The sequence below is a fragment of the Pseudomonas sp. MM213 genome (assembly GCF_020423045.1).
Lineage (GTDB): Bacteria > Pseudomonadota > Gammaproteobacteria > Pseudomonadales > Pseudomonadaceae > Aquipseudomonas > Aquipseudomonas migulae.
In genome coordinates, this window is sequence record NZ_CP081943.1 from 1112033 (window position 1) to 1135239 (window position 23207).

Sequence of the window (23207 nt, forward strand, 5' to 3'; positions counted from 1 at the left end):
AACCTCTTACTGTTTGTTCGATTTCCCCAGCGCTTTAGCCACCAGCTGTTCGTAGAGTTCGGCGTAGGGTTCGACGGCTTTGCACCAGTTGAACGGTGCGGCCATGGCCCGGCAACGCATGGCATTGAGCAAGCCAGGAAAGGCGAACACTTTGAAGGCGCGGCTCAGGGCTTCCTGATAGCTCTCGACCGTGGATTCGTCGAACAGGAAACCGGTCACGCCGTTTTCGATGGTGTCGGCCAGGCCGCCGGTGTTGCGTGCCACCGGCAACGAACCAAAACGCTGGGCGTACATCTGGCTCAAGCCGCACGGTTCATAACGCGAGGGCATCAGCAGGAAATCGCTGCCGGCGAACATGCGGCGGGCGTCGGTTTCGTTGAAGCCGATGCGCACACCGATCTGCCCTGGAAAGCGCAGGGCCAGTTCACGCATTGCCTGTTCTTCTTCCGGCTCGCCGCGCCCGATGATCGCGATCTGGCCACCGGATTTGACGATGTACTCGGACACGGCTTCCGTCAGGTCCAGGCCTTTCTGATAGACCAGGCGCGAGACCACGGCGAACAGCGGACCTTCGGAGTCGTCCAGCCCGAACAGCTCGCGTACGTGCGCCGCGTTGACCGCTTTGCCTTCCCAGTCGCCGATGCTGAATGGACGGAACAGGTGGCTGTCAGTGGCGGCGTCCCAGCTCTCATCGATGCCATTGGGAATCCCGCTGAGCAGGCCTTGCTGGGTCTTGGCGGCGAGAAAACCGTCGAGGCCGCAGCCGAAGGCCGGCGTGGTGATTTCCTGGGCGTAGGTGGCGCTGACGGTGGTGATGTGGCTCGAATAAGCCATGCCGGCCTTGAGGAACGACATCTTGCCGTAAAACTCCATGCCTTCCTGTTGCAGGGCATGTGCGGGAATGCCCAGTTCGGGGCACGACCCCAGGCTGGTCACGCCTTGATAAGCAAGGTTGTGAATGGTGAACAGCGTCGGCGTGCGTTGACCGCGCCAGTGCATATAGGCGGGGGCCAGGCCGGCGGGCCAGTCATGGGCGTGCACCAGGTCCGGGCACCAGTGGATTTGTGCGAGGTTGGCGGCGATGTCGGCAGCCGCCAGGCCCAGGCGGGCGAAACGAATATGGTTGTCCGGCCAGTCGCGACCGTTATTGGCGCCGTAAGGTGAACCTTCGCGCTCGTAGAGTTCAGGGCAGATCAACACGTAAATGACCAGTCCGTCAGGCATGTCCATGCGCCCGATCTTGCAGGCAGGCAGCGCGGCATGACCACCAAGTTCACCAATAATATGGATCGGGTTTTCGCTGTGCAGCACTTGCGGGTAACCGGGGATCAGCACACGCACATCGTGCAATTTCGCCATGGCCCGGGGCAGCGCCGCGGAAACGTCACCCAGACCGCCGGTCTTCACCAGGTCGGCGATTTCCGAGGTCACAAACAACACTTTCTTTCTGTTGGGATTCTGACTGACCACCGGCGTCAACGTCTTGGTACCCGTGACGTTGATCGATTGGGCACTTGGGGCACTCACGGCGCTCGTTTCGCCGACCTGCTGATGAGCACGTTCTCCCTGGATATCTAATGCCGTACTGATCATATGAATCTCCCGTGTTGTTGATCTAGTTCTAGGTCTGGCAAACGGTGTTTCGTGGCCAAATCCTGTGGCCGGGCGCAAACGCGCTACGCATCGGTGAGCAAACGCTGCCCATGCGTTAAAGCAGAATGGCTGGAGTGGCCGTTGCAAGGATTGCACCAGTCGCAACGCACCTACCTTTCAGAGGACCGGCCACAAATGGCAAAAGTTTCGATTTTTTTGACACTTTGTGACCGACCGGTTTTGCCCCGCGAAAAGGAGTCTAGGCCAGAACTTAGAGCGGTGAAGGCCAGTTGGCAAAATTGTTCGACAATCGGTTCAAAGCGGTACGGACGTACCGGATAGGCAGCCAAACGCCCCGACGAAGGGCATGTTTTTTCGCGATTCGGCCCCAAAAAGTAACCTGGCAGTCACACGAATGTGCAAGGGCGATTACGGCTGCGCACTGTTGTGGTGCGCTCGCAGGTCCCGCTTTTGGCCGAACCGCTGCCTTACTGCGGCGCGGGTTGCCTTGTTATAGTTCGGGCCTCATTTTTTGCCCGGTAAAGGATCACTGCCATGTCTCAGTACACTGCGTTCACCGTCGAACTGGCCGATAAAATTGCCCATGTGCAGATCAATCGTCCGGAAAAGATCAACTCGATGAACGCCGCGTTCTGGAACGAGATCATTGAGATCTTCCAGTGGATCGATGACACCGACGAAGTCCGGGTGGTGGTGCTCAGCGGCGCCGGCAAACATTTTTCCTCCGGTATCGACCTGATGATGCTGGCCGGCGTGGCCAATGAGCTGGGCAAGGACGTCGGCCGCAATGCGCGCCTGCTGCGCCGCAAGATCCTTGCGCTGCAAGCGTCCTTCAATGCCGTCGACAACTGCCGCAAGCCGGTGCTGGCAGCAATCCAGGGTTACTGCCTGGGTGGCGCGATCGACCTGATTGCCGCCTGCGACATGCGTTATGCCGCCGAAGACGCGCAATTCTCGATCAAGGAAATCGACATCGGCATGGCCGCCGACGTTGGCACCTTGCAACGCTTGCCGCGGATCATCGGTGACGGCATGCTGCGTGAACTGGCTTACACTGGTCGCTCGTTTGGCGCCGAGGAAGCGCGCAGCATCGGCCTGGTCAATCGCGTCTACAGCGACGCCGCCAGCCTGCTCGACGGTGTCATGGGCATTGCCCGGGACATCGCCGGCAAGTCGCCGATTGCGATCACCGGCACCAAAGAGATGATCAGCTACATGCGTGACCATCGCATTGACGACGGCCTTGAATACGTCGCTACCTGGAACGCCGCCATGCTGCAATCCACTGACTTGCGCGTGGCCATGGCCGCCCATATGAGCAAACAGAAACCCGAATTTCTGGATTGATTGAAAAATGACTTCACGCTGGACCACTGCAGTACTGGACACCGATCAACCGGGCGGCTGGGCCGTTGCGCGCAGCCCCGAAGGCTTCCTGTTCGACGACAATGGCGCGCTGTTCCCGCGTGAATGGCTCAAGCGTCAGGACCTGCCGGTTCTGGCCGAACACGGCATCGGTCATCTGGATGGCGAACCGGTCTACCTGCTGGAGCTGCGCAGTCACAGCGAAGTACCGGGCTGCAACTGGAAAGGCTTGCGGGCGTTCATGCTCGATGGCGATCACGCGGTTTACAAAGTGCTGGGTTATGCCGCGCAGATCGGCACCTGGGCCCGCGAACACCGTTTTTGCGGCAACTGCGGGCAGGCGACCTTGCAGGTGCCGCGTGAGCGGGCGATGTATTGCGAGCCGTGCAATTTGCGCTATTACCCGCGGATTTCGCCGAGCATGATCGTGCTGATCACCCGTGGCGATGAAGTCTTGCTGGCGCGTTCGCCACGGTTTGTCACCGGGGTCTACAGCACGCTGGCGGGATTTGCCGAACCGGGCGAATCGGCTGAAGACTGCCTGATTCGCGAGGTGCGTGAAGAGGTGCAGATCGAGGTCAAGAACATCCAGTACATGGGCAGTCAGTGCTGGCCGTTCCCGCACTCGATGATGCTCGGCTTCCACGCCGAGTACGCCGGCGGCGAGATTGTTTGCCAGGAGGACGAGATCGAAGACGCCCAGTGGTTCAACGTGCACGAGCTGCCGCCGTTGCCGGCGTCACGCTCGATTGCCCGTTACCTGATCGACGTCTATGTGGCGCGGCGCTTAGGCCACGCTGAACCAGTGCTGCCAGGCTAGGCGCACAGTCAGACCCAGCACTACGGTGATGAACACCGGGCGAATGAACTTGGCTCCGCCGCTGATGGCGGAGCGCGCACCGAAGAACGCACCGACCATCACCGACAGGCCCATGCTCAGGCCGATGATCCAGTCCACTTGCCCGGAAAAGATGAACACCGACAGCGCCGCAATGTTGCTGACGAAGTTCATGCTGCGCGCCACGCCGCTGGCCTTCACCAGATCGATGGGGTACATCAGCAGGCTGCTCACGGTCCAGAACGCGCCAGTGCCGGGGCCGGCCACGCCGTCGTAGAAGCCGAGGCTGAAGCCTTGGGTCGATTGCCACTTTTTCTTGATCGGGGCGTTGCTGTCCAGCGGCGCTTTCGGCGTGCCACCGAACAACAGGTAGAGGCCGCAGGCGAACACGATCACCGGCAGCATTTTGTTCAGCCATTCGGCAGGCAGGTAATGCGCGACCACGGCACCGGTCAGCGCGCCGACCAAGGTGCCGACGATGGCGTGCACCCACTGCCGGGGATGGAACAGTTTGCGTCGATAGAAGGTGAAACTGGCGGTGGCCGAGCCGAAGGTCGAACTGAGTTTGTTGGTGCCCAGCACCAGGTGCGGCGGCAGGCCAGCGGTCAACAGCGCCGGCGTGGTCAACAGACCACCGCCGCCGGCAATGGCGTCGATGAAACCGGCAATGAAGGCGACGACGGCCAGGATGGCGAGGGTGGTGAGGTCAACGCTGAGTTCGAAAGGCATGGAAATGGGCTTATTCGGCGGGGTGCAGCAAAGGGCTGCGGGGAAGGGCCGATATCTTACCTATATCCAACTTCTGCGGCGACTGGTGTGGCCTCTTCGCGGGCAAGCCTCGCTCCTACAGGTTATCGGTGTTGGCATGATCGCCTCACAACCTGTAGGAGCGAGGCTTGCCCGCGAAGACTGACTTGCAGGCGCTACATCACTTGGCGGCCGGCCCATTGCCGATCTGCCACACAAACGGCGGTTCAGTCCCGTTAATCTCCCAATCCCCGACAATCCGCGCCTTGTAGATCACCGGATTGTGCGAAGACACGGTCCGCGCATTACGCCAATGCCGGTCCAGCGACTTGCCCTGACGCACATCCGAAGCCCCCAGCGCATTGAACAGCTCGGTGGTCGCCCGCTGAGTCAGCTCCGACACCACCACCTGCGCTTTCGCCGATTCGAGTTCCGCCGCAACATTCGCCGCCCGCTCCAGCGCGTCATCCCCCGAAAACCGCGCCAGATACGCCCGCTGCGCCGGTTGTGCGGCTTTCAATGCGCTCGCTTCGGCGGCGTACACCAGCGCCGCCACTTCGCCGACGACTTGTTGAACTTGTGAATCCTCGCTGACACGCTGGGCATTGCCATGGCTGTAAATACGTTTGCGCTCACGTACCTGATGCGCCACGTCGCGCAACGCGGCGCGACCGATCCCGCTCAGCGTGGCCAACAACACGAGCTGATAGAACGCCGTCTGGTATTTGAAACGGGTGGCGAAGTCGATAACGTTTTCGGCGTCCACCTCGGCGTCGATAAACCGCGACGTGCCGCTGCCTGTGGTGCGCTGACCGAAACCGTCCCAGTCATCGCTTTGCACGATCCCCGGTTGCCGGGTGCGCACCGCTGCGATGACATCGCCGCCGGTATCACTGCGCTGTGCGTAGACGTCGATCCAGTCGGAAAACAGGCTGCCGGTGCTGTAGAACTTTTCACCGTTGAGCCGCCAGCCGTCGCCGTTGGGCGAGACTTTGGTGATCACGTCGCCAATCGCCACATTGCCGATTTCAGTCCAGGCGCAGCCGACAATGTCGCCGTCGACAAAGCGTTTGAACCACAGATCCCGTGCCGGCCCTGGCGTGGCGTTCAAGCGGTCCTCGGCAAACGCGAAATGCCCGCGCAGTGCCTGTGGCACGTTGGAATCGGCTTCGGCCAGTTCGATCAGCAACTCAAACAGCTGCGGCAGGGAGGCGCCGCCACCCCCGTATTCCACCGGCACGCGCACTGCGCCGAAACCGGCTTCCTTCAGCCACTGGATGGGCTCGTAAGGCAGGCTGCGCGACTGTTCACGCTCAACGGCACCGGCGGCGATGCGCTGGAAAATCGGACGGAATCTCGCGGCCAGCGCTTCATAGTCAGTGCCAATGGACAGCGGATTGATTACCTGGTGTTCGGTCATGGGACAGCTCCTTGGATCGGCAGTGGATGCCAAGGGGGATTGCATGGTCCATGCCGGAGAGGGGCGGCCAGGATTTACTGAGGCGTAGGGATTCAGATTCAGCTTGAACTGTTGCTGAGCCAACAGCGCCGCAGCAAATTGCCCTGACACACCCAGACCCCTGTGGGAGCGAGCCTGCTCGCGATGGCGGTTGCACATACAACACTTTTGTTGGCTGACACACCGCCATCGCGAGCAGGCTCGCTCCCACAGGGGGCTTCGGTCGGTACAGGAAAGCACTGGCACGGTTGCTGCTCTCACCCCAGGACTTCCTAACGTCCCGAGGACACGTCAATGAGTCAGCAAGCCGTCAAATTTGCCTACTGGGTGCCGAACGTCAGCGGCGGGCTGGTGGTCAGCAAGATCGAGCAACGCACCCACTGGGGCATCGACTACAACCGCAAACTGGCGCAACTGGCCGAAGAGGCGGGGTTCGAATACGCCCTGACGCAGATTCGCTTCACCGCCGGTTACGGCGCCGAGTACCAGCATGAGTCGGTCGCCTTCAGCCACGCGCTGCTCGGCGCCACCACCACATTGAAAGTCATCGCGGCGATCCTGCCCGGGCCCTGGCAACCGGCGCTGGCGGCCAAGCAACTGGCGACCATCGATCAGCTGACCAACGGCCGCATCGCGGTGAACATCGTCAGTGGTTGGTTCAAGGGTGAATTCCAGGCCATCGGCGAACACTGGCTGGAGCACGACGAGCGCTATCGCCGCTCCGAAGAATTCATTCGCTCGCTCAAAGGCATCTGGAGCCAGGACAACTTCACCTTTCGCGGTGACTTCTACCGTTTCGACAATTACAGCCTCAAACCGAAACCGCTGGGCCAGCCGGAAATCTTTCAGGGCGGCAGCTCCCGTGCAGCACGGGACATGGCGGCGCGAGTTTCGGACTGGTACTTCACCAACGGCAACACACCGGAAGGCATCAAGGCGCAAGTCGACGATATCCGCAGCAAGGCCGCCGCAAACAATCACTCGGTGAAGGTCGGGGTCAACGCGTTCGTCATCGCCCGCGACACCGAAGAAGAGGCTCGCGCAGTGCTGGCGCAGATCATCGATCAGGCTGATCCGGAAGCGGTGAATGCCTTTGGCGATGCGGCGAAACAGGCGGGCAGGGCATCACCGGAAGGCGAGGGCAATTGGGCCAAATCGACGTTCGAGGATCTGGTGCAGTACAACGACGGCTTCAAGACCAACCTGATCGGCACGCCTCGGCAAATTGCCGAGCGGATTGTGGCGTTGAAAGCGGTGGGCGTGGATTTGGTGCTGGCGGGGTTTCTGCACTTTCAGGAAGAGGTGGAGTATTTCGGCAAGCGGGTGCTGCCGTTGGTGCGGGAGCTGGAGGCTGAGGCCAGCGTGAAACAAGCCGAAGTCGCCTGATCACCACAAAAACTTGTAGGAGCCGGCTTGCCGGCGATAGCGATTTCACAATCAACATCATCGTTGAATGTTATGACGCCATCGCCAGCAAGCCGGCTCCTACAAGGGAGATGTGTGTTTACAGACCTAGGTCAGACAGCCCCGGGTGATCATCCGGGCGACGCCCCAGCGGCCAGTGGAACTTGCGGTCGCTTTCCTTGATCGGCATGTCGTTGATGCAGGCGAACCGGTTGGCCATCAGGCCGTTCTCGTCGAACTCCCAGTTTTCGTTGCCGTAGGAACGGAACCAGTTGCCCGAGTCGTCGTGCCATTCATAGGCGTAGCGCACGGCGATGCGGTTGCCGGTGAACGCCCAGAGCTCCTTGATCAGTCGATAGTCCAGTTCCTTGGCCCATTTGCGCGTCAGGAAACCTTTGGCTTCTTCACGGTTGTAGGCGAATTCGGCGCGGTTGCGCCATTTGGTGTCCAGTGTGTAGGCCAGAGACACGCGCTCTGCATCACGGGAGTTCCAGCCATCTTCGGCCAGGCGAACTTTTTCGATGGCCGATTCACGGGTAAACGGCGGCAATGGCGGACGAACTTCGGCGTTAGACATTTAAAGTCTCCCAATAATATTAAAGTTCAAGCAAGTTTTCGGGCTTGTTTAAAGTGTTACAGGTCCAATAACTTTCGCGCCATGCATTGCGCATTATCGGCGGCACTGTGATCACCCATGACAAGCGCCACGGTAATGGCGCCATCGATCAGGATCAGCAGCTGTTTGGCCAGCGTCTCCGGGTCGGTTGCGCCATGTTCGGTGCAGAGCTCGCGCACGTAGTCGAGCAGCTTCTGTTTGTGTTCTTTGGCGACCAGCCGGACCGGGTCTTGCGGGTCGCCGGTTTCACCGCTGGTGTTGATGAAAGCGCAGCCACGGAAGCCTTCGGAGGCAAACCAGGCCTTGAGCACGGTAAACAGGTTGAGCAGCCGGTCGGCCGGGGTTTCGGCCTGGTCGACGGCACTTCTGTACCAGAGCATCCAGCGCACGTCGCGGCGTTGCAGGGCGGCGACGGTCAACTCCTCCTTGTTGGCGAAGTAGCGGTAGATGCTCTTTCTGGAGACGCCGGCGGTTTTCACCAGAAGATCCATGCCCGTGGCAGCGATGCCACTTTTGTAGATCAACTTTTCGGTGACATCCAGAATGATGTCGCGTGTGTCGTTGCTAGTGATTTCGTTCATGTGGCATACAGTAGAACGATCGTTCTCCTTGGTCAAATATTATTTTGTGTTGCCCATTAAATCGCCTTCGCGGGCAAGCCTCGCTCCTACAAGGGAGCACGATTGACTGTAGGAGCGAGGCTTGCCCGCGATGGGGTCATTACAGACCGTAACAAGACCCAACCCCCTCCATGGTGTAAGCTCTCAACCTCTCCGGATTCGACCCATTGCGAGCCCTATGCCGTCGCTTTTCAAACGCTCTCTGCTGCCCAAACTGCGCAGTTTTCCGCTGACCGCCGATGCCGTCACCATCCTCTCTGGCGCTGCCGAATTCCGCCGTTGCCTGTTGGAAAAAATTGCCCAGGCGACCCGGCGCATCTATATCGTCGCGCTGTACCTGCAACAGGATGAAGCCGGCCAGGAAATTCTCGATGCCTTGCACGCCGCCAAACTGGCGCGTCCGGAACTGGACGTGGTGGTGGTCGTCGACTGGCTGCGCGCCCAGCGTGGCTTGATCGGTGCCGGCAAACAGCCGGGCAATTCGGCGTGGTATCAGGAAACCACCCGAACCCATGCCAGCGTGGTCCCGGTGTACGGTGTGCCGGTGCAGACCCGCGAGCTGTTCGGCGTGCTGCATTTGAAGGGCTTCGTGATCGATGACTGCGTGATCTACAGCGGTGCGAGCCTGAACAACGTTTATCTGCACAAATTCGACAAATACCGCTACGACCGTTATCACCTGCTGCACAACGGCGCCCTGGCCGATTCGATGCAGCACCTGGTTCAGCACGGCCTGGTCGCCTCGAAAGCGGTGCATCGCCTCGATTTGCCGAACCTGCCGACCACCCGCAGCCTGCGCCACGACATCGGCGACCTGCGCAGCCGCCTGAAACATGCGGCGTACGACACCACGACGGGCACCACGGTTAAAGACGGTTTGTCGGTCAGCCCATTGCTTGGGGTCGGCAAGAACAACCCGTTGAGCCGGGTAATCTGCGAGTTGATCGCCAGTGCCCAGCATCAACTGACGATCTGCACGCCGTACTTCAACCTGCCGTTGGCGGTGACCCGGGAGATCAACCGGGCATTGGCCCGGGGTGTGAAGATCGACATCGTGGTCGGCGACAAAACCGCCAACGACTTCTACATCCCGCCGAGCGAGCCGTTCAAGGTGATCTCGGCGTTGCCGTACCTCTACGAGATCAGCCTGCGGCGTTTCGCCAAGCGTCATCATCGCAGCGTCGACAGCGGCCAGTTGAACCTGCACCTGTGGAAGGACGGCGATAACACCTATCACCTTAAAGGCATGTGGGTCGATCAGCGTTACACCTTGCTGACCGGCAACAACCTCAATCCGCGCGCATTCCGTCTCGACCTGGAAAACGCGCTGCTGATTGATGACCCCAAAGGTGAATTGCTGGAGCCGCGTCGCAGTGAGCTGGCGGAGATCTTCCAGCACACCACGCGCATCGAGCGTTATCAGGACCTGCAAACCCTGCCGGATTACCCGGCGGGCGTGGCCAAGTTCCTCAAGCGTGTCAGTCGCGTGCGCATTGAACGCTTGCTCTATCGCATCCTATAAAGCCTGACGCTGCCGGGGCCCTGGCCACAGGGCCACCAGCAGCAACAACGCAGCCGCTACCAGATACGGCAAGCGCGGTTCGATGCCGTAGATCAGCGTGGCGGTCAACGGCCCGATCACCACGCCGAACCCTTGGGCGGCGCCGATGGAACCTGCGGTCGCGCCTTGCTCCGAGGCCTCGACCGCATTGGCGGCAAGCGCGGCGAAGGACGGGAAAATCAGGCCCATGCCGCTCGCCGAGACAAAGAACCCCAGCCACAACCCCCACGCCGAATCGACCATGATGCTGCCGGAAAACCCCAGCGCAGCGACCATCGCGCCGACCCGGATCAGCCGTAGCGGCGGCCATTCCAGTCGACGCACAACCAGCTGCGAACAGATCAACGCGAAGCCGACCATGGTCAGGGCGATACCGGCCGTTTGCGCGGCGTCGGCCGGGCTCATGCCCAGTCGATCGATGGCGAAGAAGCCGACGGTGATCTGCGCAACAGAAACGCACAGCATCGCCACGAACGCGACCGCCATGGGCCGGCGCAACCGTGGATCGTTGAGGTGCACCTTGCGCGGTGCCTGGCGCAAATGCAGTTCCTGAGCCTTGAGCTTGTAACGCAGCACGAGGAATGCCATCAGCGGTAGAAACGCCATGGCGTAGAAGGGCAGGCTCAGGCTGTATCGGGACAGCAACGCCGCTATCGCCGGGCCGATCACCAGCCCGCAGGCGTTGGCAGCGCCCAATGCGGCCATGGCTTTGGCGCGGTGTTGCGGCTCGACGTTGTCGGCAATCAGTGCATTACAGCCGACCGGAATCGCCGCATAGAACACGCCGATCAGCCCGCGTCCGAGCATCAGCCCGATAAACGCCAGCGCCGCTGAAGGCAGGAATCGCAAAGACGTGTCGATGAACAGGCACAAGGCCCAATAGGCGAGGGTGAATCCCGCAGTGCCGAGCAACAGAATGCGCCGTCGTCCAAAGCGGTCGCTGGCCTGACCCCATGGGCGCGCCAGCACCATCCAGATCACCCCGGACACCGTCACCGCCGCACCGGCCTGCCAGGTGGCCAGGCCCAACACCCGGGCGATGGGCCCGATCAAAGAAACGAACGCCATCATTGCCATGGTGCAGGCCATGTTGGCGACCATGAGCGGGCGCAGGTCGAAGGTTGAAGCGGACATGGGTGAGTCTTCCGTGAGCTTTTATTATTGGCGGGGGATGGTAGCAGGAGGGGGATATGTTGAGTTTGAAAAAGCCATCGCGAGCAGGCTCGCTCCCACAGTTGGAATGCATTCCAATGTGGGAGCGAGCCTGCTCGCGATAGGGCCCGCCTAGACGCTACTAGACACTCAGTTCAAACCCAGTTTCCCACGCAACGTCGACAAATCCTCAGCCAACGTATTCACCGGCCCAACCAGCGCCTTGCGATCGCTGTCCTTCACTTTGTCATAGGTCTCAAAACCGCCATCCCTGGTTTTGTACTTCGCCAGCGTCTTGTTCACCGTGGCAAAGTTTTTGTCGACCTTGGCAATGAACGCCGCGTCCTGCTTCTCGATCTGCGGACGGAACAGGTCGACGATTTTCTTGGCGCCGTCGATGTTGCCCTGGAAGTCATACAGGTCGGTGTGGCTGTAACGATCCTCTTCGCCGGAGATCTTGGTGGCGGCGACTTCTTCCAGCAGCGCCGCCGCGCCGCCCACCACTTTTTCAGGCGGGAAGGTCAGGCCGGCCACGCGGGTTTGCAGGTCCTTGACGTCTTTGTTCAAGCCATCCGCCAGTTCGCCCAGGCCCTTGGTGCTCTTCTCGGAAAACAGCGAGTATTCGATGCGGTGGAAACCGGTGAAGTCTTCGGCTTTCACGCCTTTTTCGTGGTCGTCGACACGGGAGTCGATGGAGGCGTCGAGGTCACTGAACAGCTCGGCAATCGGCTCGATCGATTCGTAGTAAACCCGGGTCGGCGCGTAGAGTTTTTGCGCGGTGGCCAGGTCACCTTTTTTCACCGCATCGGTGAATTTCTGAGTGTGGCTGGCCAGTTCGTCCAGTTGCTCGGTGACGTAGATCTTGTAATCCGAAATCGGCCCCACCAGTTCCAGCGGCGCCGTCGCCGCGAAAGCCGAAAACGGGGTGTTGAGCAAACCAAGGGTCAGCAATAACGCGAGTGGCGACTTTTTCATGGGACGGTTCCGTGTTGGGGGTTGGTTAGGCGGTGGCTTTTGTTTGTGTGGCGTTGAGCAGCGAGCGACCGATGAAATCCTGGTCGCCCGTCACACCCGGCAGGGTGAAGAAGTACCCGCCGCCGACCGGCTTGAGGTATTCCTCGAGCGGCTCGCCGTTGAGCCGGGTTTGCACGGTGATGAAGCCTTTTTCCAGGTCGGCCTGGTAGCAGATGAACAGCAAGCCCATGTCCAGCTGACCGTTCTTGTTCACGCCGTTGGAGTAGTTGAACGGCCGGCGCAGGATCAGGTTGGCCTGACTCGCGGCGGTGCGCGGGTTGGCCAAACGGATGTGCGCATCGAGCTTGGTCAGCTTGCCTTCCGGGTCTTTCGCGTAGTCCGGAACCTCGGTTTCGTGGGCACCGCCCATGGGCGCGCCGGTGCTTTTGACCCGGCCGAGAATGCTTTCCTGTTCCTGCAACGGCGTGCGGTCCCAGCGCTCGACGAAGTTGCGGATGATCCGCACCGCTTGATAGCTGCCATTGACGGCCCACGCCGGTTCGTCGCTGCCGGGCTGGACCCAGACGATGCGGTCCATGGCCTTGGCGTCGTTGGAATCGGGGTTGGCCGAGCCGTCGCGAAAGCCCAGAAAGTTACGCGCACTCTGCGCCGGCACACCGGGTTTCGCCGGTGCCTGGGGCGGCACGCTGCCTTCCTGTTTCCAGCGCACCAGCAGCAAGTCCGGCAGGTTTTTCACGATGTCGCGCAGGGCGTGGATGTTGGTGTCGGTGGTGTTGGAGCAGAACTGCAAACTCAGGTCGCCGTGGCAGCAATCGGCTTCCAGCGCATCGTTGGGGAAACCGACCATGCGGCTCAGCCGTTTCGGTTTGGCGTGGGCCAGGCCGAAGCGTTCGTCGAACAACGATTCACCCACCGAGACGGTGATGGTCAGGTTGTCGGGCGTGACCACCGGGCCAAGAATCCCTGAATCCACTGGCGGCAGTTTCGGATCGACCTGCGTCACCGGGCCGCCCTTCATCAGGAACGCGATGCGCTCATTGAGCGTGCGGAACAGCCGTTCGAGGTCTTCACGGTCACTGGCCAACACATCAAACGACACCAACATGCCCGACGCCGGGCGCGGGGTGACGATGCCGCTTTGGTGCTGGCCGTGGAAGTCGTGGTGGTCTTCGGTCCGGTCGCTGCTCGGTGCTTCGGTGACTTGCGCCGGGCTGGCGGCCATGGCCGGGCAGCTCAATGCAGAACCGGCCAACGCCACACCGGCGGCCCCCATGCCCATCAATACCCGGCGACGCTGGAGGTTGAATTGCTCTGAATCGTTCATCTGAATGTCGTCTTCTGCTACAGGCCGGAAAGGCCAAGGGCGGGATCGATTCCATCGAGTGCATCGGCCAGTGCCTTGGCCTTGTCGGCGATCTGTTTGCGTTGCGCGGCGCCGACCGTGTCATAGCTCGCATAGCCGTCCTTGACCTTGAAATCGTTGAGTTCGGCATCAAGGCTGGCGACAGCGCTGTCGAGGGCCGGCAGCAGTTCGGCGGCGGACTTGGTCAGCAACGGGCGCAACAGGTCGACGACTTTGCGGGCAGCTTCGAGGTTGCCGGCGAAACCGTTCAAGTCGGTGTGGCTGTAGCGTTCTTCTTCACCGCTGCTGGCGCGCACATCGCCGAGGTTATTGAGGTTGCGCACCACGATGCTGACCAGTTGTTCCGGGGGCAGCGATTGCGCGAGCAGTTGTTGCTTGAGCGTGGTGACGTCGGTCAGCAGCTGTTGGGCTACCGGTGTCAGGCCGTCGAGGTTGCGTTGCTGGAACAGCGCATATTCCAGGCGATGGAAACCCACGAAGCCGGGGTCCTGCTCGCGCTTTTCAAAGTAATCGGCACGGGCGTTGATGGTGTTGTCCAGTTCCGCCAGGCGTTGCGTGGCCGGGGCAATGCGTTGGTAGGCACTGCGCGCCGGGACGTACAACGCTTGCGCCTGGCTCAGGTCACCGGCTTCGATGGCTTGTTCGAGCGCGGTGACGGCTTTGATCAGCGCGGTACTTTGGCTGCTCAGGTAAACGCGGAACTCCGACAATGGCCCGACGAAAGCCACCATCGACGGCTTGGCTTTGGCCGCGGCATCGGACGCCGCGGTCGGTGTCACGTGCAGCGTGCCACGCGGGTTGCTCAGCAGGCCGCAGGTGATCGCGTAATCGCCGGGCAACAGGTTGGCGTTGATCACCTGACTCAGGCCGGGCGCGATGTTTTCCCGTTCTTCGACCACCAGCACGCCGTCAAGGATTTCCCATTCAACGGCGCGATCCGAGCGGTTGACGATGCGGAAACTGGCGCGACCGGCCGGCACCGTCAACGCGTTCGGTTCGCAGCTGTGGGGGTGAATGGTCACCAGCACTTCGTCATGGTTGGCCTGGCGTTTGGCCGCGGCCATTTTCGAGGCGTAGTAGAACAGGCCGCCGGCGGCGATCATCACGATCACCGAACCGGCCACCGCCCAGCGCAAGGCACGGGGAGGGGAGGCCTGAGGAGGGGCTTGATTTGACATGGGTGCCCTTACTGACTGGAAAAAATGCATTGGCGCACGCCCCTGTAGGAGTGAGCCTGCTCGCGAAAAAGCCACAGGCGCCGCGGGGCATCTGGTTTTACGCGTTATCGTTAACGACCATCGCGAGCGGGCTCGCTCCTACAGAGGACAGGTGGCGCCGGGAGAAAAAACATCACCAACGCCACCAGCAGGTAAATCAGATAAGCGCCGAGGGTGCTGACGGTGGGCGCATCCTGATAACCGAACATCCCGGCCAGCACCGAGCCCAGCGGCCCGTCCATTGGCAGCGTCGCGCTGAAATCGAACAGCACGGTTTGCAGCTGATTCCACACCCCAGCTTCATGCAGCGCCTGCACCGAGTTGGCGAGAATGCCGGCCGCGACCACGAGGATGAACAGCCCGGTCCAGCGAAAGAACGCGCCGAGGTTCAGGCGCATGCTGCCGGTGTAAATGAGGAAACCAACGATGATCGCCAGAATCAGGCCGAGCAGGGCGCCAATCGGTGCCGCCGGGCCTTCGCTTTGCTGGAACACCGCGAGCAGGAAAAACACCGTTTCCAGGCCTTCCCGGGCGACGGCGAAAAACACCATGGCGATCAGCGCCGTGACCTGATGTTTAGAGCCGGTCAGCGCCTGATCGAGGGAGACATGCAGCGAATGCTTGATCGAACGCGCCACCTTGCGCATCCAGAACACCATGGAACTGAGGATGCCGACTGCCACCAGGCCGACCACACCTTCAAACAGTTCCTGTTGTTTCTGCGGGAACTCAGCGCTGACCAGTTCCAGGCCGCCGCCCACCAGCAGGGCCAGTGCCGCAGCGAGAAACACACCAATCCAAACGGCCGGCATCCACTGGCCACGACCGGTCTGTTTGAGGTAGCTGGCGATGATGCCGACGATCAATGCGGCCTCGATGCCTTCGCGCAGCATGATCAGAAAAGGAACAAGCATTCAGCACCGTCGTGGAATTAGATAGGGTGCTAATTTGTAACATAATGACACTCATTCCCAAATGCCAATAGTTGACATTTACCTGAACCTAACCTGAACAACCCTCAACATCGCCCAAGTACCCCCTGTAGGAGCGAGCGGTGCGGCGATCCGACTTGCCCGCGAAGAGGCCATGTCAGTCACTGTGGATGTTGAATGACACACTGCTTTCGCGAGCAAGCTTCGCTCCTACGGAACTGTGTCGCTGTGCGCTACTATGCCCTCCACTCAAACAACAGGGCACACCCCGCGCAATGTCGGAAAAAGACACCATTTCCATTCAACTGGTGCGTGAAGCGCTGTTGCAAAGTTGCGCCCCTGGCGCGGCCACCGATGAGGTGTTGAGCAAGGTCGGTATCGATCCGGCGCTGCTGGAGTCCGCCGTTGCCCGCGTCCCGGCCACGGCCTATGCGCGTTTATGGCGGTTGCTGGCCCGGCGTGGCGACGATGAGTTTTTTGGCATGGACCCGCGCAAGCTCAAATCCGGCAGCCTGGAGTTTCTGTGCCGCTGCTCGATGGTCCAGCCGAGCCTGACCGCCGGCCTGACTTCGGGGCTGGGGTTTCTGTCGTTGATGCTCGAACACCTGCCCGCGCAGCTGGTTCGTCAGCAAAGTCTCGCGGAAATCGTCCTGCTGGAAGACGACCAGGACCCTCGCCGCGCGTTCACCTATTTCACCTACTGGATGATCGTTCACGGCGTTGCGTGTTGGCTGGCCGGGCGGCGGATTCCGATTCTGGCCATCGAGTTGCGCTGCCCGGAACCGGATTTCTGTGATGACTATCAGGTGATGTTTTCCGAGAACCTGCGTTTCGACCGGCCACGCACCCGAATGATTTTTTCGGCCGATTGCCTGGACCTGCCGATCAAGCGCAGCGCGGAAGAACTCAAGCGCTTCCTGGCCCATGCGCCGGCCAATATTCTGGTCAAGTACCGCGACCCGGAGAGTCTGGCGAGTCGGATCAAGCACGATTTGCGGCAATTGCCCGCCGAGAAGTGGCCGGAAACCGAACCTCTGGCACAGCAACTGTGCATGTCGGCCTCGACCTTGCGGCGGCGGCTGGCGGAGGAGGGGCAGACCTATCAAGGCCTCAAGGACAGCGTGCGCAAGGAACTGGCCATTGTCTGGCTGGCGGAGCCGAGTATCAGCTTCGCCGAAATCGCCACCCGGCTGGGGTTTGCCGATGCGAGCTCGTTCTACAAGGCGTTTCGCAAATGGTCGGGGTCGAATCCGGGGCATTATCGGAGTTTGATTCTGACTGAAGCGAGCTGATCCAGGTTTTGTGGTGATTGGGCGGGCCTCTTCGCGGGCAAGCCTCGCTCCTACAGAGAAATGCGATCCCCTGTAGGAGCGAGGCTTGCCCGCGAAGGCGTGAAATCAGGCGCCACATCTGTTGGATCTTGGCCAAACCAGTCAGACAACTTGATAGCTTTGACCATTGCCCCACCCCCCGCGCAGAGCGAGTATTTCGCTGTTGGTTACGCTTCCCCCAACCTAATAAAAATACCGAGGGATTCTGGCAATGCGCGATTACTTGTCTGCCACGTCACAGTTCAATTATCAGCACACCGTCGACGCCGCACTCGCGGGTAACCTGACGGCCCTCAATGCCTGTGTCGAGTGTTGCGACCGGCATGCGTTGCCAGGTCGCATCGCGCTGTTCTGGGAAGGTCGCGACGGTTCCAGCTCTACGTACACCTTCAGCGACTTGCAGGACAAGGCTGCACGTTTCGCCAATTTCCTGCTGGCGCAGGGCGTAAAAAAAGGCGACAAGGTCGCCGGCCTGCTGCCGCGCAATATCGAATTGTTGATCACCGTGTTCGCCACCTGGCGCATCGGCGCGGTGTATCAGCCGCTGTTCACCGCGTTTGGCCCCAAGGCCATCGAACACCGCTTGAGCAGCTCCGGCGCCAAAGTGGTGGTGACCGACGCGGTCAATCGCTCGAAACTCGCTGAAGTCGCCGACTGCCCGACTATCGTCACCGTCGGTGGTGCAAAAGGCCAGGGCATCGTCCGTGGCGATTTCAGTTTCTGGGCCGAACTGGCCAACTATTCCGCTGACTGCGAACCGGTGCTGCTGACCGGCGAAGACCCGTTCCTGCTGATGTTCACCTCCGGTACCACCGGCCCGTCGAAAGCGCTGTCGGTGCCGCTCAAGGCAATCGTCGCGTTCGAGAGCTACACCCGCGACGCCGTGGACCTTCGCCCTGAAGACGCCTTCTGGAACGTCGCCGATCCGGGTTGGGCCTACGGCATCTATTTCGGCGTCACCGGGCCGATGGCGATGGGGCATCCGATCACCTTTTACGATGGCCCGTTCACCCTCGAAAGCACCTGCCGGGTGATCAACAAATACGGGATCACCAACCTCACCGGTTCACCGACCGCCTATCGCCTGCTGATCGCCGGTGGCGATGAGTTCGCTAAGTCGATCAAAGGCAAACTGCGCATCGTCAGCAGTGCCGGCGAGCCGTTGAACCCGGAAGTGATCCGTTGGTTCGCCGACAACCTCGGCGTGGTGATTCACGACCATTATGGCCAGACCGAATTGGGCATGGTCCTGTGCAACCACCACGGCCTCGATCATCCGATCCACATGGGCGCCGCCGGTTTTGCTTCGCCGGGCCACCGTATCGTGGTGCTGGACGAGGAGTACAAGGAACTGGGTGTCGGCCAACCCGGCATCCTCGCCATCGACCGCACTCAGTCGCCGATGTGCTGGTTCAACGGCTACGAAGGCGCACCGACCAAAGCCTTCGTCGGCAACTATTACCTGAGCGGCGACACCGTCGAGTGGAACCCGGACGGCAGCATCAGTTTCGTCGGCCGCAGTGACGACGTGATCACCACCTCCGGCTACCGTGTCGGCCCGTTCGACGTGGAAAGTGCGTTGATCGAACACCCGGCCGTCGTCGAAGCCGCCGTGGTCGGCAAACCCGATCCGGAGCGCACCGAACTGGTCAAAGCCTTCGTCGTGCTCAGCGCGCAATACCGCGCCGCGCCGGAGTTGGCCGAAGAGTTGCGCCAACACGTGCGCAAACGCCTGGCCGCGCACTCTTACCCACGTGAAATCGAATTTGTCAGCGAGTTGCCGAAAACCCCAAGCGGCAAATTGCAGCGCTTTATCTTGCGCAACCAGGAAATCGCCAAGGCTCAAGAGGCCGCAGCGAAGAACGTTTCAGCTTGAATCCAAGGAAACAATGATGCAGATCGAAAACAAGGTTTTTCTCGTCACCGGCGGTGCCTCCGGGCTCGGTGCGGCCACGGCTGAAATGCTGGTCGCGGCCGGCGCCAAAGTGATGCTGGTGGACATGAACGCCGAAGCGGTCGCGGCCCAGGCTGAACGTCTCGGCGCGCAAAGCGTGGTCGCGGACATCAGCAATGAAGCGGCGGCGGAAGCGGCAGTGCAGGCCACGGTCAAAGCCTTCGGTGGCCTGAACGGTCTGGTCAACTGCGCCGGCATCGTGCGTGGCGAGAAGATCCTCGGCAAAAACGGTCCGCATGCACTGGCCAGTTTCAGCCAGGTGATCAACGTCAACCTGATCGGCAGCTTCAACATGCTGCGTCTGGCGTCGGCGGCCATCGCCGAAACCGAGCCGGATGCTGATGGCGAGCGCGGTGTGATCATCAACACCGCTTCCGCCGCAGCCTATGACGGCCAGATCGGCCAGGCGGCCTATGCGGCATCGAAAGGCGCGATTGTCAGCCTGACCTTGCCGGCGGCTCGTGAACTGGCGCGCTTCGGTATCCGTGTGATGACCATCGCCCCAGGGATTTTCGAGACGCCGATGATGGCCGGCATGACCCCGGAAGTCCGCGATTCCCTTGCCGCTGGCGTGCCGTTTCCACCACGTTTGGGCAAACCGGCCGAGTACGCGCAGCTGGTCAGGCATATCATTGATAACAGCATGCTCAATGGCGAGGTGATCCGTCTCGACGGTGCCTTGCGCATGGCCGCCAAGTAAGGAGGATTTGTCATGACCCTTTCCCACGATCCAATCGTTATCGTCAGCGCCGTCCGTACCCCGATGGGCGGTTTCCAGGGCGAACTGAAAAGCCTGACTGCACCGCAATTGGGTGCCGCCGCGATTCGCGCCGCCGTCGAACGCGCCGGTGTGGCGCCGGACGCGGTTGAAGAAGTGCTGTTTGGCTGCGTGCTGCCCGCCGGCCTCGGCCAGGCCCCGGCGCGCCAGGCTGCACTGGGCGCCGGGCTGGATAAATCGACCCGCTGCACCACCCTGAACAAGATGTGCGGTTCCGGTATGGAAGCGGCCATCCTGGCCCATGACATGCTGCTCGCCGGCAGCGCCGATGTGGTGGTGGCGGGCGGCATGGAAAGCATGTCCAACGCGCCATACCTGCTGGACCGCGCCCGCAGTGGTTATCGCATGGGCCATGGCCGTGTGCTCGATTCCATGTTCCTCGACGGTCTGGAAGACGCCTACGACAAGGGCCGCCTGATGGGCACTTTCGCGGAAGATTGCGCTGAAACCAACGGCTTCAGCCGCGAAGCCCAGGATGCGTTTGCCATCGCTTCGACCACCCGCGCGCAGCAGGCGATCAAGGACGGCAGCTTCAAGGACGAGATCGTGCCGCTGACCGTGACCGTCGGCAAAGAGCAAGTCGTCATCAGCAATGACGAGCAGCCACCAAAAGCCAAACTGGACAAGATTGCCTCGCTGAAACCGGCGTTCCGCGAAGGCGGCACGGTGACGGCGGCCAACTCCAGTTCGATTTCCGACGGTGCGGCGGCGCTGGTGCTGATGCGCCGTTCCGAAGCGGACAAGCGCGGCCTGAAACCGCTGGCGGTGATTCATGGCCACGCGGCATTCGCCGACACGCCGGGCCTGTTCCCGGTGGCACCGATTGGCGCAATCAAGCGGCTGATGAAGAAAACCGGCTGGTCGCTGAATGACGTGGACTTGGTGGAAGTCAACGAAGCCTTTGCCGTGGTCGGCATGGCAGCGATGACCCATCTGGAAATCCCCCACGCGAAACTCAACGTGCACGGCGGCGCGTGCGCCTTGGGCCACCCGATCGGTGCGTCCGGCGCGCGGATCCTCGTGACCCTGCTCTCGGCCCTGCGCCAGAAAGGCCTGAAACGCGGCGTTGCGGCAATCTGCATCGGCGGCGGCGAAGCCACGGCGATGGCCGTGGAATGCCTGTACTAGGCCAACCTCACCCCTGTGGGAGCCAGCCTGCTGGCGATGCGGTATGTCATAAAAGCAGACAGTGACTGACACGACGCCATCGCCAGCAGGCTGGCTCCCACAGAGTTCTGTGTCGTACCCCGGATTTTAAGGATTTGCCATGATTCCCAATGACGAACAACTGCAGATCAGCGAAGCGGCCCGGCAGTTTGCCCAGGAACGGCTGAAACCGTTCGCCGCCGAATGGGACCGTGAGCACCGTTTTCCCAAGGAAGCCATCGGCGAAATGGCTGAACTGGGCTTCTTCGGCATGCTGGTGCCCGAACAGTGGGGCGGGTGCGACACCGGTTACCTGGCCTACGCCATGGCCCTGGAAGAAATCGCCGCTGGCGACGGCGCCTGCTCGACCATCATGAGCGTGCACAACTCGGTCGGCTGCGTGCCGATCCTGAACTACGGCAACGACGACCAGAAAGAACGCTTTCTCAAACCGTTGGCCAGCGGTGCAATGCTCGGCGCCTTCGCCCTGACCGAACCGCAGGCCGGCTCCGATGCCAGTGGCCTGAAAACCCGTGCGCGCCTGGAAGGCGATCATTACGTCCTGAACGGTTGCAAACAGTTCATCACCTCCGGGCAGAACGCCGGCGTGGTGATCGTGTTTGCAGTGACGGACCCGAGCGCCGGCAAACGCGGGATCACCGCACTGATCGTGCCGACCGATTCACCGGGCTACAAAGTCGCCCGCGTCGAAGACAAACTCGGCCAGCATGCGTCCGACACCTGCCAGATTCTGTTCGAAGACGTCAAAGTGCCGGTGGCCAACCGCTTGGGCGAAGAGGGCGAAGGCTATCGAATTGCCCTGGCCAACCTCGAAGGCGGCCGCGTCGGTATCGCTTCGCAATCGGTGGGCATGGCCCGAGCCGCATTTGAAGCGGCGCGGGATTACGCCCGTGAGCGCGAGAGCTTCGGCAAACCGATCATCGAGCATCAGGCCGTCGCGTTCCGCCTCGCGGACATGGCGACCCAGATCGCCGTCGCCCGGCAAATGGTGCATTACGCCGCCGCGCTGCGTGACAGCGGCAAACCGGCGTTGGTCGAAGCGTCCATGGCCAAACTGTTTGCCTCGGAAATGGCCGAAAAGGTCTGCTCTGCTGCATTGCAAACCCTCGGCGGTTACGGTTACCTGAACGACTTCCCGCTGGAGCGGATCTACCGCGACGTGCGGGTATGCCAGATCTACGAAGGCACCAGCGATATTCAGCGCATGGTCATTTCGCGCAGTCTTTAAGAAGGAGTCCATTGTGAGTTACGAAACGATTTTGCTGGAAACCCACGGCCGTGTCGGCCTGATCACCCTGAACCGTCCGCAGGCGCTGAACGCGTTGAACGCGCAGATCGTCAGCGAACTGAACCACGCCCTCGATGGCCTGGAAGCCGATTCCAACATCGGTTGCATCGTGCTGACCGGCTCGAAAAAAGCCTTCGCCGCAGGTGCCGACATCAAGGAAATGGCCGAGCTGACCTACCCGCAGATCTACCTCGACGATCTGTTCAGCGACAGCGACCGCGTGGCCAACCGCCGCAAGCCGATCATCGCTGCCGTGAACGGTTTTGCCCTGGGCGGTGGTTGTGAACTGGCGTTGATGTGCGACTTCATCCTGGCCGGCGATAACGCCCGGTTCGGCCAACCGGAAATCAACCTCGGCGTGTTGCCGGGCATGGGCGGCACCCAGCGCCTGACTCGCGCAGTCGGTAAAGCCAAGGCGATGGAAATGTGCCTGAGCGGGCGTTTGATCGATGCGGTTGAAGCGGAGCGTTGCGGGATCGTGGCGCGGATCGTTCCAGCGGATGAATTGCTGGAAGAAGCGCTGAAAGTCGCCGCGCTGATCGCCAAGAAGTCGTTGCCGATTGCGATGATGGTCAAGGAAAGCGTCAACCGCGCCTTCGAAGTCAGCCTGTCGGAAGGCGTGCGCTTTGAGCGTCGGGTGTTCCATGCGGCGTTTGCGACGCAGGATCAGAAGGAAGGGATGGCGGCGTTTATTGCCAAGCGTGAGGCGGAGTTCATCGGTAAGTGATGTAGCGTTCTCACGGACGTCTTCGCGGGCAAGCCTCGCTCCTACGGGTTATGTGTTGTTCATGCGAACACCGATAACCTGTAGGAGCGAGGCTTGCCC

General features: G+C 61.1%; 20 protein-coding genes. 10 read left to right on the plus strand and 10 right to left on the minus strand.

The window, feature by feature from the left end; all coding sequences use genetic code 11:
• Positions 1 to 6: 6 nt before the first annotated feature.
• Positions 7 to 1593, minus strand: coding sequence for a glycogen synthase GlgA (gene glgA, locus K5R88_RS05020; protein WP_207284283.1), 1587 nt, complete (start codon positions 1591 to 1593; stop codon positions 7 to 9).
• Between the two features lie 555 nt (positions 1594 to 2148).
• Between glgA and K5R88_RS05025 the strand changes: the two genes are divergently transcribed.
• Both K5R88_RS05025 and nudC read left to right on the plus strand, forming a co-directional pair.
• Complete coding sequence (locus tag K5R88_RS05025; RefSeq protein ID WP_223434542.1) at positions 2149 to 2961, plus strand: crotonase/enoyl-CoA hydratase family protein; 813 nt, start codon at positions 2149 to 2151, stop codon at positions 2959 to 2961.
• 7 nt (positions 2962 to 2968) lie between these two features.
• Positions 2969 to 3799: an NAD(+) diphosphatase gene (gene nudC, locus K5R88_RS05030; RefSeq protein ID WP_008026265.1), complete on the plus strand. Its 831-nt coding sequence runs from the start codon at positions 2969 to 2971 to the stop codon at positions 3797 to 3799.
• Here nudC and K5R88_RS05035 read toward each other — a convergent pair.
• Together K5R88_RS05035 and K5R88_RS05040 are read right to left on the minus strand one after the other, a co-directional pair.
• The gene (locus K5R88_RS05035) at positions 3767 to 4546 is read right to left on the minus strand and encodes a TSUP family transporter (RefSeq protein ID WP_223434540.1); all 780 of its coding nucleotides are present in this window, start codon (positions 4544 to 4546) and stop codon (positions 3767 to 3769) included. The two genes, nudC and K5R88_RS05035, sit on opposite strands and share 33 nt — an antisense overlap.
• A 199-nt stretch (positions 4547 to 4745) precedes the next feature.
• Positions 4746 to 5984, minus strand: coding sequence for an acyl-CoA dehydrogenase family protein (locus tag K5R88_RS05040; RefSeq protein WP_226299344.1), 1239 nt, complete (start codon positions 5982 to 5984; stop codon positions 4746 to 4748).
• Between the two features lie 333 nt (positions 5985 to 6317).
• On the opposite strand from K5R88_RS05040, the gene sfnG reads away from it, so the two are divergent.
• Complete coding sequence (sfnG, locus tag K5R88_RS05045; RefSeq protein WP_226299345.1) at positions 6318 to 7409, plus strand: dimethylsulfone monooxygenase SfnG; 1092 nt, start codon at positions 6318 to 6320, stop codon at positions 7407 to 7409.
• A gap of 118 nt (positions 7410 to 7527) precedes the next feature.
• Here the strand turns inward: sfnG and K5R88_RS05050 are convergent, their stop codons facing one another.
• Both K5R88_RS05050 and K5R88_RS05055 read right to left on the minus strand, forming a co-directional pair.
• Complete coding sequence (locus tag K5R88_RS05050) at positions 7528 to 8004, minus strand: nuclear transport factor 2 family protein (RefSeq protein WP_192227247.1); 477 nt, start codon at positions 8002 to 8004, stop codon at positions 7528 to 7530.
• A gap of 56 nt (positions 8005 to 8060) precedes the next feature.
• Positions 8061 to 8624, minus strand: a complete 564-nt coding sequence (locus K5R88_RS05055) for a TetR/AcrR family transcriptional regulator (protein ID WP_192227246.1) — start codon at positions 8622 to 8624, stop codon at positions 8061 to 8063.
• Between the two features lie 217 nt (positions 8625 to 8841).
• Between K5R88_RS05055 and pssA the strand changes: the two genes are divergently transcribed.
• Positions 8842 to 10185: a CDP-diacylglycerol--serine O-phosphatidyltransferase gene (gene pssA, locus K5R88_RS05060; protein WP_008038356.1), complete on the plus strand. Its 1344-nt coding sequence runs from the start codon at positions 8842 to 8844 to the stop codon at positions 10183 to 10185.
• Here the strand turns inward: pssA and K5R88_RS05065 are convergent.
• The 5 genes from K5R88_RS05065 to efeU all read right to left on the minus strand — a co-directional run bounded on the left by K5R88_RS05065 (position 10180) and on the right by efeU (position 15845).
• Complete coding sequence (locus K5R88_RS05065) at positions 10180 to 11358, minus strand: MFS transporter (RefSeq protein ID WP_192227244.1); 1179 nt, start codon at positions 11356 to 11358, stop codon at positions 10180 to 10182. The two genes, pssA and K5R88_RS05065, sit on opposite strands and share 6 nt — an antisense overlap.
• A gap of 168 nt (positions 11359 to 11526) precedes the next feature.
• Entirely contained in the window at positions 11527 to 12351 is an 825-nt protein-coding gene (efeO, locus tag K5R88_RS05070; protein ID WP_008038359.1) for an iron uptake system protein EfeO, read from the minus strand.
• Between the two features lie 25 nt (positions 12352 to 12376).
• Positions 12377 to 13675, minus strand: a complete 1299-nt coding sequence (gene efeB, locus K5R88_RS05075) for an iron uptake transporter deferrochelatase/peroxidase subunit (protein ID WP_226299346.1) — start codon at positions 13673 to 13675, stop codon at positions 12377 to 12379.
• A 17-nt stretch (positions 13676 to 13692) separates the two neighbouring features.
• Positions 13693 to 14892 carry an iron uptake system protein EfeO gene (gene efeO / locus K5R88_RS05080; protein ID WP_226299347.1) on the minus strand — a complete coding sequence of 400 codons (1200 nt, stop codon included), beginning with the start codon at positions 14890 to 14892 and terminating at the stop codon, positions 13693 to 13695.
• Between the two features lie 110 nt (positions 14893 to 15002).
• Positions 15003 to 15845, minus strand: coding sequence for an iron uptake transporter permease EfeU (efeU, locus tag K5R88_RS05085; protein WP_226299348.1), 843 nt, complete (start codon positions 15843 to 15845; stop codon positions 15003 to 15005).
• Between the two features lie 293 nt (positions 15846 to 16138).
• Here efeU and K5R88_RS05090 point away from each other — a divergent pair, with 293 nt between their 5' ends.
• The 6 genes from K5R88_RS05090 (at position 16139) to K5R88_RS05115 (ending at position 23108) form a co-directional block, all read left to right on the plus strand.
• Positions 16139 to 17155, plus strand: a complete 1017-nt coding sequence (locus K5R88_RS05090; RefSeq protein WP_226299349.1) for an AraC family transcriptional regulator — start codon at positions 16139 to 16141, stop codon at positions 17153 to 17155.
• A gap of 250 nt (positions 17156 to 17405) precedes the next feature.
• On the plus strand, positions 17406 to 19070 hold the full coding sequence (locus tag K5R88_RS05095; protein WP_008026523.1) for an AMP-binding protein: 1665 nt from the start codon (positions 17406 to 17408) through the stop codon (positions 19068 to 19070).
• A 16-nt stretch (positions 19071 to 19086) separates the two neighbouring features.
• Positions 19087 to 19848: an SDR family NAD(P)-dependent oxidoreductase gene (locus K5R88_RS05100; protein ID WP_008026522.1), complete on the plus strand. Its 762-nt coding sequence runs from the start codon at positions 19087 to 19089 to the stop codon at positions 19846 to 19848.
• A gap of 12 nt (positions 19849 to 19860) precedes the next feature.
• Positions 19861 to 21054, plus strand: a complete 1194-nt coding sequence (locus K5R88_RS05105; protein ID WP_192227238.1) for an acetyl-CoA C-acyltransferase — start codon at positions 19861 to 19863, stop codon at positions 21052 to 21054.
• Positions 21055 to 21193: 139 nt separating this feature from the next.
• Entirely contained in the window at positions 21194 to 22321 is a 1128-nt protein-coding gene (locus tag K5R88_RS05110) for an acyl-CoA dehydrogenase (protein WP_008026517.1), read from the plus strand.
• Between the two features lie 13 nt (positions 22322 to 22334).
• Complete coding sequence (locus K5R88_RS05115; RefSeq protein WP_226299350.1) at positions 22335 to 23108, plus strand: enoyl-CoA hydratase; 774 nt, start codon at positions 22335 to 22337, stop codon at positions 23106 to 23108.
• Positions 23109 to 23207: the final 99 nt, after the last annotated feature.

Coding starts and splice junctions, on each gene's coding strand:
- glgA (WP_207284283.1), bottom strand. CDS start 1,593: ATGATCAGTACGGCATTAGATATCCAGGGAGAACGTGCTCATCAGCAG.
- K5R88_RS05025 (WP_223434542.1), top strand. CDS start 2,149: ATGTCTCAGTACACTGCGTTCACCGTCGAACTGGCCGATAAAATTGCC.
- nudC (WP_008026265.1), top strand. CDS start 2,969: ATGACTTCACGCTGGACCACTGCAGTACTGGACACCGATCAACCGGGC.
- K5R88_RS05035 (WP_223434540.1), bottom strand. CDS start 4,546: ATGCCTTTCGAACTCAGCGTTGACCTCACCACCCTCGCCATCCTGGCC.
- K5R88_RS05040 (WP_226299344.1), bottom strand. CDS start 5,984: ATGACCGAACACCAGGTAATCAATCCGCTGTCCATTGGCACTGACTAT.
- sfnG (WP_226299345.1), top strand. CDS start 6,318: ATGAGTCAGCAAGCCGTCAAATTTGCCTACTGGGTGCCGAACGTCAGC.
- K5R88_RS05050 (WP_192227247.1), bottom strand. CDS start 8,004: ATGTCTAACGCCGAAGTTCGTCCGCCATTGCCGCCGTTTACCCGTGAA.
- K5R88_RS05055 (WP_192227246.1), bottom strand. CDS start 8,624: ATGAACGAAATCACTAGCAACGACACACGCGACATCATTCTGGATGTC.
- pssA (WP_008038356.1), top strand. CDS start 8,842: ATGCCGTCGCTTTTCAAACGCTCTCTGCTGCCCAAACTGCGCAGTTTT.
- K5R88_RS05065 (WP_192227244.1), bottom strand. CDS start 11,358: ATGTCCGCTTCAACCTTCGACCTGCGCCCGCTCATGGTCGCCAACATG.
- efeO (WP_008038359.1), bottom strand. CDS start 12,351: ATGAAAAAGTCGCCACTCGCGTTATTGCTGACCCTTGGTTTGCTCAAC.
- efeB (WP_226299346.1), bottom strand. CDS start 13,675: ATGAACGATTCAGAGCAATTCAACCTCCAGCGTCGCCGGGTATTGATG.
- efeO (WP_226299347.1), bottom strand. CDS start 14,892: ATGTCAAATCAAGCCCCTCCTCAGGCCTCCCCTCCCCGTGCCTTGCGC.
- efeU (WP_226299348.1), bottom strand. CDS start 15,845: ATGCTTGTTCCTTTTCTGATCATGCTGCGCGAAGGCATCGAGGCCGCA.
- K5R88_RS05090 (WP_226299349.1), top strand. CDS start 16,139: ATGTCGGAAAAAGACACCATTTCCATTCAACTGGTGCGTGAAGCGCTG.
- K5R88_RS05095 (WP_008026523.1), top strand. CDS start 17,406: ATGCGCGATTACTTGTCTGCCACGTCACAGTTCAATTATCAGCACACC.
- K5R88_RS05100 (WP_008026522.1), top strand. CDS start 19,087: ATGCAGATCGAAAACAAGGTTTTTCTCGTCACCGGCGGTGCCTCCGGG.
- K5R88_RS05105 (WP_192227238.1), top strand. CDS start 19,861: ATGACCCTTTCCCACGATCCAATCGTTATCGTCAGCGCCGTCCGTACC.
- K5R88_RS05110 (WP_008026517.1), top strand. CDS start 21,194: ATGATTCCCAATGACGAACAACTGCAGATCAGCGAAGCGGCCCGGCAG.